At 46.4% G+C, this 13,083-nt stretch carries 13 protein-coding genes; 7 read left to right on the top strand and 6 right to left on the bottom strand.

Annotation, left to right across the window (positions count from 1 at the left end):
• Nucleotides 1-180 precede the first annotated feature (180 nt).
• Nucleotides 181-1,611, bottom strand: coding sequence for an MFS transporter (locus tag JGK39_RS16740; RefSeq protein WP_293255210.1), 1,431 nt, complete (start codon nucleotides 1,609-1,611; stop codon nucleotides 181-183).
• Nucleotides 1,612-1,830: 219 nt separating this feature from the next.
• Here JGK39_RS16740 and JGK39_RS16735 point away from each other — a divergent pair, with 219 nt between their 5' ends.
• Nucleotides 1,831-2,043 (top strand): hypothetical protein, encoded by a 213-nt coding sequence (locus JGK39_RS16735; RefSeq protein ID WP_293302652.1) that lies wholly within the window; start codon nucleotides 1,831-1,833, stop codon nucleotides 2,041-2,043.
• A 148-nt stretch (nucleotides 2,044-2,191) separates the two neighbouring features.
• Here the strand turns inward: JGK39_RS16735 and JGK39_RS16730 are convergent, their stop codons facing one another.
• Nucleotides 2,192-2,392, bottom strand: a complete 201-nt coding sequence (locus tag JGK39_RS16730) for a hypothetical protein (RefSeq protein WP_293255208.1) — start codon at nucleotides 2,390-2,392, stop codon at nucleotides 2,192-2,194.
• A gap of 323 nt (nucleotides 2,393-2,715) precedes the next feature.
• Between JGK39_RS16730 and cbiD the strand changes: the two genes are divergently transcribed.
• Nucleotides 2,716-3,879, top strand: a complete 1,164-nt coding sequence (gene cbiD / locus JGK39_RS16725; protein ID WP_293255204.1) for a cobalt-precorrin-5B (C(1))-methyltransferase CbiD — start codon at nucleotides 2,716-2,718, stop codon at nucleotides 3,877-3,879.
• Nucleotides 3,880-4,214: 335 nt separating this feature from the next.
• The gene (guaA, locus tag JGK39_RS16720) at nucleotides 4,215-5,828 is read left to right on the top strand and encodes a glutamine-hydrolyzing GMP synthase (RefSeq protein ID WP_293255201.1); all 1,614 of its coding nucleotides are present in this window, start codon (nucleotides 4,215-4,217) and stop codon (nucleotides 5,826-5,828) included.
• A 143-nt stretch (nucleotides 5,829-5,971) separates the two neighbouring features.
• Here the strand turns inward: guaA and JGK39_RS16715 are convergent, their stop codons facing one another.
• From JGK39_RS16715 to mnmG, 4 genes are all read right to left on the bottom strand, one after another.
• Nucleotides 5,972-6,325 carry a DUF5615 family PIN-like protein gene (locus JGK39_RS16715; RefSeq protein ID WP_293255198.1) on the bottom strand — a complete coding sequence of 118 codons (354 nt, stop codon included), beginning with the start codon at nucleotides 6,323-6,325 and terminating at the stop codon, nucleotides 5,972-5,974.
• A gap of 6 nt (nucleotides 6,326-6,331) precedes the next feature.
• Nucleotides 6,332-6,664 (bottom strand): DUF433 domain-containing protein, encoded by a 333-nt coding sequence (locus JGK39_RS16710; protein WP_293255195.1) that lies wholly within the window; start codon nucleotides 6,662-6,664, stop codon nucleotides 6,332-6,334.
• Between the two features lie 25 nt (nucleotides 6,665-6,689).
• Nucleotides 6,690-7,133 (bottom strand): hypothetical protein, encoded by a 444-nt coding sequence (locus JGK39_RS16705; protein WP_293255192.1) that lies wholly within the window; start codon nucleotides 7,131-7,133, stop codon nucleotides 6,690-6,692.
• A gap of 555 nt (nucleotides 7,134-7,688) precedes the next feature.
• Entirely contained in the window at nucleotides 7,689-9,605 is a 1,917-nt protein-coding gene (gene mnmG, locus JGK39_RS16700) for a tRNA uridine-5-carboxymethylaminomethyl(34) synthesis enzyme MnmG (RefSeq protein WP_293255189.1), read from the bottom strand.
• A gap of 129 nt (nucleotides 9,606-9,734) precedes the next feature.
• Between mnmG and JGK39_RS16695 the strand changes: the two genes are divergently transcribed.
• From JGK39_RS16695 to JGK39_RS16680, 4 genes are all read left to right on the top strand, one after another.
• The gene (locus JGK39_RS16695) at nucleotides 9,735-10,490 is read left to right on the top strand and encodes a DUF3800 domain-containing protein (protein WP_293322288.1); all 756 of its coding nucleotides are present in this window, start codon (nucleotides 9,735-9,737) and stop codon (nucleotides 10,488-10,490) included.
• 531 nt (nucleotides 10,491-11,021) lie between these two features.
• Nucleotides 11,022-11,201 carry a hypothetical protein gene (locus tag JGK39_RS16690; RefSeq protein ID WP_293255183.1) on the top strand — a complete coding sequence of 60 codons (180 nt, stop codon included), beginning with the start codon at nucleotides 11,022-11,024 and terminating at the stop codon, nucleotides 11,199-11,201.
• A 78-nt stretch (nucleotides 11,202-11,279) separates the two neighbouring features.
• The gene (locus tag JGK39_RS16685; protein WP_293143060.1) at nucleotides 11,280-11,615 is read left to right on the top strand and encodes an NADH-quinone oxidoreductase subunit K; all 336 of its coding nucleotides are present in this window, start codon (nucleotides 11,280-11,282) and stop codon (nucleotides 11,613-11,615) included.
• Nucleotides 11,616-11,624: 9 nt separating this feature from the next.
• Nucleotides 11,625-13,067 carry a cation:proton antiporter gene (locus JGK39_RS16680; RefSeq protein ID WP_293255180.1) on the top strand — a complete coding sequence of 481 codons (1,443 nt, stop codon included), beginning with the start codon at nucleotides 11,625-11,627 and terminating at the stop codon, nucleotides 13,065-13,067.
• Nucleotides 13,068-13,083 lie beyond the last annotated feature (16 nt).

Below are 13,083 nucleotides of genomic sequence, written 5' to 3'. Positions count from 1 at the left end.
ACGGTTTGTAGTAAGGACTTTAGTCCTAATAATGATGCGGACTAAAGTCCTCACTACAAACCGGTTAGTTATAGTAATGATGCGGACTAAAGTTCTCACTACAAACCGATTAGTTATAGTAATGATGCGGACTGAAGTCCGAACGATCGAACCGGACGATAGTTATCTTGGGAAATAATATTAATCGTTGAATTTGAATTGTAGAAAAGTCGGGACGATCGACCTTAGCGACAAGCTGCGCGGTTCTCGTACCAAAATCAACGGCAGCAAGCCCACCAGCCGCACAGCAGCCGAGAGGGCAAACAGCGCCCCCAAACTCATGCCCGGAAGTTCGGCGAGAAAGCCGCCGGCGGTAGTTCCCAAGGCCCCAGCTACTCCCGAAACTGCTGCGGCGATCGCAAAATAAGTCGATGGTTGCTGATGGGGCGCGATTTCCATTTGAATGTTGTTAGTACACAGGGCGATCGCCCCTAGAGTCGTTCCCCCGAGCAAGTGCAGCAGCGGCAGCCACACCCACAGGGCAAATGGGTAATTGCCCGTACCCAACCACAGCAAAGGCGTTAGGGCTACCACCAGCCCCACCGCAATTAGCAAGGGGCGATTTCCCCAGCGATCGGCCAATTTGCCCCAAAACATCAGCAGCAGCAGATTTGCCCCAGAACTCAAGCTGTTGTAAGTCGTCACCAAACTCACATCCAAGCTTAAATCTTTCAGCAGGTAGATATTAAAAAAAGGCGCGCTGAGATTAACTGCAAACGTCCACACGCTGAAGTAAACCAGAAACATTAAGAAATTAGAATCTTTCAGGATCGAAGGCACAAAATCTGTTAAAGCTTTTTCTTTTTTGTCTGGAACTCGATCGCTCTCTGCATCTTTTCGGTATGCCTGCGGGTTCACATCCACCATGAAGAATTGACAGGCCAAACTAATCATTCCCGCCAAAACACCGACAAATAACACGATCCCGTAGCCGTCCATTCGATCGGCGCCCCAAGTTGACGCGCACAGTCCCATCAACGGCACTCCCACCAAACTAATCAAGCTCGTAGCACTGTTGCGAAAGCCAAAATAGCGTCCCCGCAAGCGGTGAGGAACCACGGCAGCCATCCAACTAAACCAGTTAGAATTGGCAAAAGCTCCCAGCACGCTAGCTGCTACGACTGTTACCAGAGTCCATTGCAGCAGTTGGTGCGAGTCCGCGTGCTGCGGGCCCCAAACAATTGCCACCGCGAGCAACAGCCACAGCAGCCGCGACACGCCGAATATTCCTAGGTTGTACCAGTGGCGGCTGGTTGTGCGATCGGCGATGTAGGCTCCTAATGGTTGCAGGAGATTTACCACCATCGGAATAGCAGATAATATACCTATTTCCACACTGCTGGCGCCGAGTTGCAGCAAGAAGTTGCTCAGCAGCACGCCCCCGGTCGCCGACTCGAAGACAGTGGCAAAAACGCCGTCTATTGTTGAGGCTTTGAGGGTCGATCGAATGTCTTGTTTAGGAATTTTGAGAGCTGTTTTTGCAGGTCGAACGAGCTGAAATATTGTCTTTTCTAATATTTCTGAAGTTTGAAGAGCTAGAGGCTCATTTAACTCTGCGACTGGTTCAACCATAGTCATAGGATTTTAGATTTTAGATTTTAGATTTTAGATTTGCACAATCCTTGTTTGGTCGAGGTTTGGGGCTGGTTGGCGATTAAATTATTGTTCGCGCACGGGCGTCAATACAATTTAATCATGCTGAAAATTGCTGAGTTCACGTAGTAAGATAAAGCCAGTCTAGCTTTCAAGCTAACATCTTGAAAGCTAGACTGGCACTTCCGGGTAATTGTTATGAATATAGATGACAAGCGATCGCTGGGACATCAACCGCTTGGAAGATATAATTTGGCAAATTGTAAAAAAGTAGGTTTTACGGCTTCACAAGGAAGCGATCGCAACATTTCGTCTGTCAAAAATTGCTCGAATTCCCCCTCGAACAAGTCGCCCCAAGGGCCAAAACAAATTTCGCGCCAGCTCTTCCACTCGGTTCTCAAACCTATATAGAACCCATTTGATATCTATTTTGCGTAAATCCCAGAAACCGGGTTTCTCTGGCTTATTTCTCGTCACCCAACCCAAAAACTCGTAGAAACCCGGTTTCTCGACATGAGCGTAAATAGGCGTGAAATCGGTTTCTCTGGCTTATTTATCGTCACCCAACCCAAAAACTCAAAGATGTCAAATGGGTTCTATAGCTGACTAAATCTATAGAATCAAAGACGATCGACTTGCCGAGTATAGCTGCTAACTCCAGCCCTCGGGCGATCGCGGCTATTCCATCTGGGGCGAGGGCATCCACTGGCTGCATATCCACAACAACTCTCAGAGCGGCCCTTTCAAAAGCTTGCTCCAAATTAACTTGGAAATCTAGGAGTATTTGTAATTGATTCGGGGAATCAGTTTGTTGCTCTAGGACGCGCTGGCGCTCAGTATTTCGGGTGTTTTGTGAAAATCCGCCGCAGGTCCCGGTAGGACTTCGGAGTAGGTTGCGCTCGATCGCACCTGAAAAAAAATGTTGCTTGCTTCAAGACAACAGGCATGACAAAATTCTTGCTTGACACAAATGACGCTAACTGCTAATAATATCAAACCCTAGAATTAAGCTTAAATGTTTGAGGGGTATCACTACCACACCGTGATGTCGATCGCCAACTAATTTAAGGATTGCTGCATTTTGTGACAAAAACTCAACCTTTATCCGGGTATACACTGCCAGTATTTGCCTGTGCGGCGGCACTTGCAGCTTTGCAGTGCTTGCGCGCAGGTACTCAGTCTGTAGATACCGTATCAGTAAATTTACTGGAACCGCCAATCACGGCAGAAATTGCGATCGAACAAGCATCTGTACTCAAAGCTGGTACAGCTTTAGGCGTGACTCGCTCCGATCCGGGAGACAACCTCGATCTGACTCGCAATACGCCCGTTTGGGCAATGGTGGAATTGCTGGGAGAGGGAGAGGGGGAGAGGGGGAGAGGGGGAGAGGGGGAGAATGGGGGAGAGGGGGAGCAGATTGTGATTGTTGGGGGCGAGGGAATTGGACATCACAAAGTAGGTGGTGGAGCGGCAATCTATGATTACGCGATGCGGCTGCTGCGATCGAATCTGGGCCAACAACTGGCACCGGGAGAGAGAATTTTTGTCACGCTGATTTTGCCCTTGGGGCGCCAGCTAGCCACCCGCACTTCTAACGAAGCTTTCGGCGTCGTCGAAGGACTTTCGCTGCTGGGTACAACTGGGATTTCTCAACCCCTGAGTGCCCCCGGACAGTTGGAAGTTTACCGCGAACAACTGCAACAAAAAGCCGAACTGTTTGACACTTTAGTGTTTTGCATCGGCGAAAATGGCTTGGATTTGGCGCGACAACTGGGCATCGATCCTCAGCGGCTGGTGAAAACTGCTAACTGGCTCGGCCCGCTGCTGGCAGAGGCTGGATGTCAGGGGGTGCGATCGATCTTGCTGTTTGGCTATCACGGTAAACTGATGAAATTGGCGGCGGGGATTTTTCACACTCACCATCACCTCGCTGACGGGCGCCGGGAAATTTTGACAGCTTTCTGCGCTCGAGCTGGAATGCCCGCCGATGCGTGTTCCGCGATTTTTGGGGCGGCGACAGCCGAAGATGCTCTCGGGCAACTGCGGGCTCTGGATGCGACAACTAACAGCCATTGGGTCGATCGAATTTACGGCGATATTGCCCGAGAAATTGACTTGCGATCGTCCGATTGCATTTTTACTCACACTAACCAGCGTATCCCCGTGGGCTCAGTGATGTTTGGGCGCGATCGCAAAATAATTGTTAAGAGTGACACAGGGGATACATTTTTGACGCAAATTTGTTAATGTGGTGTGAATATCCCTGATTTCTGTTTAAAACATCAGTCAGAGATAATATTTAACAAGTAATAATTCTCAGTCCCTAGACCTTAATTATACTAGGTTGCTTATTGAGGCAATTTATGATGCAATGGTTCAATTAATTAGGGTAAAGCTCGAAGTAAATCTATACTGGTCGCCGACCCTATTAATTTATCAAAATCACTAGCAGCAATCTAGTACAAATAAGATTTATTGCTGGCGACTAAAAGTCGTTCGCAGACCTCGGTTTTGGACTCAGGCGGCGACAAATACCCCCGCTACGTTATGCCCAATTAGCAATTAGCAACTACCCAATCACCGTGACTACTCAAATAGAAACTGAATCCGACCTCACCAACTATTCTCTGGGACAAATCGATCGCCAGACGATCGTGATTCTCGACTTCGGTTCGCAATATTCCGAACTGATTGCTCGCCGCATTCGCGAAACTCAAGTATATTCAGAAGTTATTTCTTACCGCACTACCGCAGAACAGTTAAGAACTATCAATCCTAAAGGAATTATTCTTTCAGGAGGCCCGAGTTCTGTATACGATGAAAGAGCTCCCCAATGCGACCCGGAAATTTGGAATCTGGGAATACCGGTGTTGGGCGTCTGCTACGGGATGCAGTTGATGGTAAAGCAACTCGGCGGGACTGTTGAGCGAGCTAAGTTAGCCGAATACGGCAAGGCATCGCTATTTATTGACGATCCTACGGATTTGCTCACAAATGTCGAAGAAGGCACGACGATGTGGATGAGCCACGGAGACTCCTGTAACGAATTGCCGGCGGGTTTTGAGATTCTCGCTCACACTGACAATACTCCGTCTGCGGCTGTTGCTAACCACGAGAAAAATTTGTACGGGGTGCAGTTTCACCCAGAAGTGGTTCACTCGATCGGCGGACAAGCTTTGATTCGCAATTTTGTTTACCATATTTGCGAGTGCGAACCGACTTGGACGACGGCTACTTTTGTTGAGGAAACTATTCGCGAAATTCGCGCCAGAGTGGGAGATCAACGAGTTTTGTTGGCTCTATCTGGCGGGGTTGATTCTTCGACTTTGGCTTTTTTGCTGCACAAGGCGATCGGCGACCAACTTACCTGTATGTTTATCGACCAAGGGTTTATGCGCAAGCAGGAACCGGAACGGTTGGTGAAATTATTTCAAGAGGAATTCCACATTCCGGTGCAGTACGTTCTGGCTCGCGAGCGCTTTTTGGCTCAGCTTGAAGGCGTTACCGATCCGGAAGTAAAACGCAAGCGGATCGGCCACGAATTTATCAGTGTATTTGAAGAAGAATCGAAGCGCCTCGGCCCCTTCGATTACCTCGCGCAAGGTACTCTTTACCCGGATGTGATTGAGTCGGCTGACACGAATGTAGACCCGAAAAGCGGCGAACGAGTTGCTGTTAAGATTAAAAGCCACCACAATGTGGGCGGATTACCTAAAGATTTGTGTTTTAAGCTGATCGAACCGCTGCGAAAGTTGTTTAAGGATGAGGTGCGAAAAGTCGGCAGATCGATCGGGCTTCCGGAAGAAATCGTCAACCGACAACCTTTCCCGGGCCCGGGATTGGCGATTCGGATTACGGGAGAAGTTACCGCAGAGAGGCTGAATATTTTGCGGGATGCTGATTTCATCGTGCGCCAAGAAATCAACCGCCACGGATTGTACGGCGAACTTTGGCAAGCTTTTGCAGTTTTGCTGCCGATTCGCAGTGTAGGGGTTATGGGCGATCAGCGCACCTATGCTTACCCGATCGTTCTGCGATTTATCACCAGCGAAGATGGGATGACGGCTGACTGGGCGCGGGTTCCATACGATTTGTTGGAATTGATCTCGAACCGGATTGTGAATGAGGTTAAGGGCGTTAATCGGGTGGTTTACGATATTACTTCTAAGCCGCCTGGTACGATCGAGTGGGAATGATTGCTAGTTAGCTATTGAGTGGGCGGACAATATTTTTGTCCGTCTGCTGGACTTACCCCCTCTTGAATGAGAAACGCGGTTTCTGACTGGGAATTTGGGCGGCACTCTTGCACTGTGCAGTATTCGGTAACATTTTGATCCTTCTATCGTAAAGGAAGAAACCTAACTTGCCCCTCCCATTCTCCCTCAATACTGCACTCAGCAATCAGTATAATTTCCTCGATTGCTAACCCCACTGAGACTCGGCGGCTTACTTCAAATAATCCAGGCATAGACAATTTTGATTCAATCCGTTCGTAAGCAAAAGCGATCGTCGTGGCAACATCATGGGTTAGGACAATACGCCCTTGCTGTGCAGCCCATTCTAAAACAGTTGGATCGTCAGCTCCTGATAATTCCACATCTTGAACGCGCACAATATCAACATCACGACTCTGCCGAAAAATACCGCGAACAATCTGATTATTAAAATTCTCGTCAGCCAGGAATCGAACCATGTTAGATTACCTCTGCCTATCTCGTCTAGCCAATAACCGAGCTCGTATTCCCATCGGATTAAAACGCTGCTCAGTTTCCTGCCGAATTGCTGCTGCTTGATGTTGACGTTCTAAAAGATAAGCATCTACTTCAGCCTGATGTCTCAAGTAGTAACCAATGGTTGAATAAATATCTTGGATCTGAAGAGATGTGTATTGCTCTCCAATCTCTTCTGCTGTAGCACCTTCCAGGAAAGCCATCACAACGGTGTCTAGGGTGACGCGAGTTTTACCGACTCGTACAACGCCACGAGCATCAATTTCTAAAGGTGCTGGTTCGATCGCAATTGCTAATGTCATAGGCTCTACCAAGTTACTACTTCGATTATTTTTCGATCTTTACATCAATTGTATCATTAGTTATCAAAGCTAAGTCTAGAGGATAATCGCCCGTTGTTAATTGCGCTTCAACCTCTATTTTGCCATCTATATATACATCTGAATCTGGCTTCGTATATTTAAGTTCCGCACACTCAAAATATTTGACAGATCCTAACAATGAAATAAGATACTCTCTTAAATTCTTCAGATCGAAGTCCTCAATCTTAATTATATGACCACTTTTTAACTCAATTTCAATCTTGTCGTAGGTTCCCTTAAGCTTTGTTCCCTGGAAAATATCAATTTGTTTTCCGGTTAGTTGAGTGTAACGTTGAGCTAATTTGCTCATACCATAAAGAGTTCCTATTTCTTTGGTCGTAAACTCGATAGATTGAATTTCAGCAATATCAATGATGTGAGTGTTGTTGAGGTTGATAAATTTTCCCATGCTGATTCACCAAAATACCTACCAATGAAACCTTATCTAAAAATATTCAAACACTTTAGCATTAAACACTAAGCGATCGCCTCTATAAACTTCGCTAACGACAATAAACGCTGTACAAATTAACATTAATTTGTAAAGGCAGAACGAGCAGATTATCTAATCCTAATATACCACATATTTTGTATTTTGTCAATTTCTGGCAAGTAATTGATTCAGACCAAGTGGGTGCAACAAATTTGCTAATGAAGCCATTCTCGATATGTTCAAATCGTATTTCACCAACCTTACCGCGTACACAGGTTTCTGCAATCCAGCATCGCGCTAAAGTTGATCGTTTCAATAACATATCCTGATTCCAACTTCCTTTACAACCATAAAAAAAGACGTGCTAATCAGCAGATTTAGGAAATGGCTAATTGAACTTCAAGTCATCCATAGGGCTATTAAAAATTGCCGAGTCCCGTACCGGACACGGTATGGCCGTGTCCCTGCGGATATCCCGTACAATTGAGCCAACAATTAAGGCAAAGTCGAGCCATTTGTGGTTCTATGTATTCATTTTCCCACAGCAGCCGGCTGCTTGCGGTTTTGCACTTCCAGATAAATCAACAAAGCATTAACATCAGCCGGATTCACCCCGCCAATTCTCGCCGCTTGGCCAATAGTCAAGGGTCTAATTTTAGTCAACTTTTCCCGCGACTCCTTCGAGAGAGTTGTGATTGCCATATAATCCAAATCCGCAGGTAATTGGCGGCGTTCGTGTCTGACAATTTCATCAATTTGATTTTGCTGTTTTTGCAAATAACCGGAATATTTGATGTCAATTTCTGCACCCTCTTTCTCAGCTAATTGTAGGCTCGAATTGCCTAAATTGTGCCGTTCTAAATCGACGTAGTGAAAACCGGGACGGCGCAGCAAGTCAGCCAGAGTTATTGAACCTTTAATTGCTTGTTGAGTGTCAGCAAAAATTGCTTTACCAACATCCTCGTGTTCTTTTACCCGAGTCGAGTACAAACGGGCTTTTTCCGCCACAATATTAGCTTGTTTGCGCTCGAATAACTCCCAGCGCCGATCGCAAATTAAGCCAATTTCCCGTCCAAGCGGAGTCAAGCGTTGATCGGCATTGTCCGATCGCAACAACAGCCGGTATTCCGATCGCGAAGTCAGCATCCGGTAAGGTTCCCGCAAATCCTTCGTGCACAAATCGTCAATCAAAGTGCCGATATAACTTTGCTCGCGGGGAAACACAACCATCTCCTGATTTTTCGCAAACCGAGCCGCATTAATCCCCGCGACAATCCCCTGTGCAGCCGCCTCCTCATATCCCGTCGTACCGTTCACCTGTCCCGCGCAAAACAGCCCTTGAATCTTCTTAGTCATCAGAGTCGGAAAGCACTGAGTTGCCGGCAAATAATCGTACTCCACAGCATAAGCAGGGCGCATCATCTTGCAGTTTTCCAAACCCGGAAGAGTCCGCAGCATTTGCAACTGCAAACTTTCCGGTAAACCAGTCGAAAAACCTTGGATATAAAGTTCAGGAATATCCCTACCTTCCGGTTCAATAAAAATCTGGTGGCTTTCCTTATCTGCAAAGCGCACAATCTTATCTTCAATACTCGGACAATAGCGCGGCCCCTTCGCATCAACCCAGCCGCCGTAAACCGGAGAAAGGTGCAAGTTGTCTCTAATTAACTGGTGAGTTGCTGGCGTGGTTCGAGTTAAATAGCAGGGCATTTGTTCCCGTTCCACCCAAGCTTCTGGATCGAAACTAAACCAGCGAACATCTGCATCTCCGGGCTGCGGTTCCAGGTTAGAGTAATCGAGAGTGCGCTTGTCAACTCTGGCCGGAGTTCCTGTTTTCAAGCGGCCTGTTTCAAAGCCCAAGCGGTTGAGAGTTTCCGTCAAACCGACGGCTGCAAATTCTCCGGCGCGTCCGGCGGGCATCGACTTGTTGCCCACCCAAATTGTACCGCCTAAAAAAGTTCCTGTGGTGAGAATTACGGCTTTGCATTCAAAGGCAACGCCGAAGTATGTTTCAACGCCGATTACTTCTTCGTTTTTGCCCAAAACTAAGTCTGTTACCATCGCTTCGCGGACGGTCAAATTAAGTTGATTTTCGACAATATTGTTCATGACGGCGGCGTATTCCCGCTTGTCTGTTTGTGCTCTGAGCGCCCAAACTGCGGGGCCTCTGGAAGAGTTGAGGATGCGTTTTTGCAGGTAGGTGCGATCGGCCATTTTGCCGATTTCTCCGCCTAGGGCATCGACTTCGTTGGTAAGTTGAGTTTTAGCGGGGCCGCCGACGGCTGGGTTGCAGGGTTGCCACGCAATTTTGTCGAGGTTGAGGGTGAGTAAAAGCGTGCGGCATCCGAGGCGAGATGTGGCGAGGGCGGCTTCGCAGCCGGAGTGTCCGCCACCTACTACGATGATGTCGAAACTGTCTTGGAATTGTACGGGGGTTTGTGCGGTCATGGCTAATTTAGGGGAAGCGCAGGCGACAGACAGGATTTTTGTCTGTATCTTTAGTTTAATCTAAGTTTCAGGTTCAAAGACAACTATAATAATGTAGCATTTATATTTAAAATGTTACTACAAGGCGATATGACGATTCTATTTTATGTAGATGAGGGTGGCACTACCTGGAACGATAAACAGACAGATTTCTTTTTTTTAGCTAGCTTTGCAATCCATGTCCAGGACTGGTCACAAATGGATAGAGAAGTTTCAGCACTTAAAAAGGAGCTATTGAGTCGAAGGGAACCTGAAGACTGGGAACTTAAGGGGCGTGATATTTGGCAAGGGCAGGGTTCATTTAAGAATTGCCGACAGGAATTTCGCCTTCGATATTTTAAGAAAATTTCCCAAACTCTGAATCAGTTACCTTGCCATATATTTGCTGTTCAAGAGAACAAAAAAAGATTGCACGAAACCAGGGAAGATATAAAAGATGACATTGACTTGTATCGCTTAAGTTTTAATCAACTATTAGAGCAGCTAGATGCTTATTTAAAGCAATATAACGAAACTGGAATATTACTTATGGATTCGCGCTCGGCTCATCATACCAGCATTCAAGATGACAGATTGCTCAGAGTGTATCGAGAGTGGAAGTCACAAAAAGAATCTTCTAACTTTGTGGAATTACCTTTATTTGGGGTCTCAAACTTTTACACTGGTTTACAGATAGCAGATTATGTGGTGTATTTGATCGATCGTCGTTCAAAGGAAGCAGGGACAGCCCGTGGCAATGCCGAATTGGAGGAAGCATTCAATCTGCTTAAGCCGAAAATGCAGTTGGTTAAAATCCCTATTCTCCAGCAGAAAATCCACTTTGAAGACCGCTCAAATCAAGGGTAAGTTTAAATGCGAATCCACGACTATAATAGCCGTGGATTTCGCCCTTACTGAGTGTTCAAAAGAACACTCTACGCCTTGGCAGGGCGTTGTTTTGTCAACCGGGGTATTGTTATTAAATGTTCTAGTGTTTCAGCTTGACAGGCGCACGGCATCTCAACCGTACCATAACTCCCCGTGCAGTTCGGGGCACCTTGTCTTTGACAGGCGCACGGTATTGCAACCGTACCATACCTCCCCGTGCAGTTCGGGGCACCTGTTCATCTAATATTATAGAGTACAACTAAAGGTTTTGTCAAATACAAAAATTGGCAGGAATTGTACAGTACGCCGAACAACAAGTAATTATAATTTTTTATACTTTATAGAGAACTATTGTTGTTGGTTGAAGGGCAGTTAAACACTCGGTTATAACTGGAGGTTTAGGCTCGATCGCGTCAGGTGCAAAAGAGAGCATCTCAATGAAAGTCGCAGATCCCCGAATCGGACACGGCAATGCCGCTTCTCATGCAGGGTATATTGAGCCATAAGCAAATGGACATCATACACTCAAGAAACACTCTCTCGCCCATACACGCCGGAGTTATTGTCTCCAGTCAGCGCATCACTGTTAAGAGAAATATCATTCATTTTACTCCCATTCCGCTGCATCCTGGTGCGATCGCCCGATCGCCCCTGTTACACGCCTCCTTCAATCTAAAATCCCAAATCTAAAATCGATCGACTCGCTCTACATTAGTAGCACCCAAGTAATGTATCATTGTCACCAAACCCTAAGCAACAAAACTTTCCGTGTTAGAAGCCTTCGTCTTTGCCACAGTATTGTGCGGATTTTTTGGTATCATCCTTAAAAAGAACCTGGTGATGAAGATCGTCTCTATGGACGTAATGAGCACCGGTGTAATTGCCTATTATGTCGTAATCGCATCCCTCAATGGCTTGTTCACGCCAATTATGGGAGATGTCAAAAATAGAGCTTTCGCCGATCCCGTCCCCCAAGGGATCATCTTAACTGCGATCGTCATCGGCTTTTCGATTCAAGCCCTGATGCTGGTGGGTGTGATGAAGCTAGCACGGGATAACCCGACTTTGGAAACCAGCGAGATCGAGAAAAATAACACGCCGTAAAACCCATCCATGAATATTATTACGATCGCTTGGCTGACAATACCATTTTTTATCGGGTTCGTCATTTATCTACTTCCCAAGCTTGACAAATATCTCGCCTTAGCAGTCACCTTTGTTTCAGCAGGCTACGCGCTACAACTATTTCTCGAAAAGTCGCCCCTCAAACTAAAATTACTAGATAATTTCGGTGTTGAAGTAGTCGCAGATCAGTTGGGCGCCTACTTTATCTTGACAAATGCCCTAGTAACTGCTGCGGTGATTTTCTACTGTTGGCACAGCGGTAAATCAGCCTTCTTTTACTCCCAGATGATTATTCTGCACGGCAGTATAAATGCGACCTTTATCTGTCAAGATTTTATCAGTTTATACGTCGCCTTAGAAGTCAGCGGGATTGCAGCTTTTCTGTTAATTGCCTATCCTCGCACCGATCGCTCTTTATGGGTAGCCTTGCGCTATCTGTTTATCAGCAACACCGCCATGCTATTTTACCTAGTGGGTGCGGTGCTAGTATATCAAAAACATAATTCCTTTGTTTTTGACGGTTTAAAAGGTGCTCCACCCGAAGCTTTAGCCCTGATTTTTCTGGGATTGTTGCTCAAAGGAGGGATTTTTGTATCGGGATTGTGGCTGCCGCTAACTCACTCAGAATCAGAAACCCCAGTCTCAGCATTACTCTCAGGAATAGTCATCAAAGCTAGTATCTTACCTTTGTTGCGCTGTGCCTTGGTTTCCGACGATCTCGGTACTATCGTCAGAATATTTGGCGTGGCGACAGCTTTAATGGGAGTATCCTATGCCATCTTTGAAAAAGATACAAAACGGATGCTAGCATTCAGCACAATTGCCCAGTTAGGCTTTATTATCTCAGCACCGGAAGTCGGTGGTTTTTATGCGCTGACTCACGGTTTAGTTAAATCAACTCTCTTCTTAATTGCCGGTTCCTTACCAAGTCGCAACTTCAAAGAACTCCAATCTAAGGCGATCGATCCAAAAATTTGGATAGCCCTAGTAATCGCCAGTCTCTCGATTTCGGGCTTTCCTTTGTTGGCAGGATTTGGCGCAAAAGTGTGGACATTGAAAAGTGTAGCACCTTGGCAGGCGATCCCGATGAATATTGCGGCCGTAGGTACAGCTATAACCTTCGCCAAATTCATCTTTATACCGCGCGGAGAAAAACAAGAAATCAAGCCGGGTTTGTGGCAAGCGATCGCACTTTTGATTGGCGGGCTAATTATCGCAAACATAGCGTACTTAGATGCTTATAGCATTGAAAGCATCATCAAAGCAGTGGGGACGATCGCGATCGGGTGGCTGATTTATGTTTTAATTATTAAACGGTTAGCGATCGCCCTGCCGCGTGCAGCCGAGCAATTCGATCATCTGGTAGGTGTGATGACTCTAACCTTGATCGCACTCTTTTGGATGGCATTAGCGACAGGAACCCACACTTGAATAGAAAGTGCGATCG

Source organism: Microcoleus sp. PH2017_12_PCY_D_A, from assembly GCF_020738565.1.
Lineage (GTDB): Bacteria > Cyanobacteriota > Cyanobacteriia > Cyanobacteriales > Microcoleaceae > Microcoleus.
Note: the sequence above shows the minus strand (reverse complement) of the source record. Positions and strands in the feature narration are given on the sequence as shown.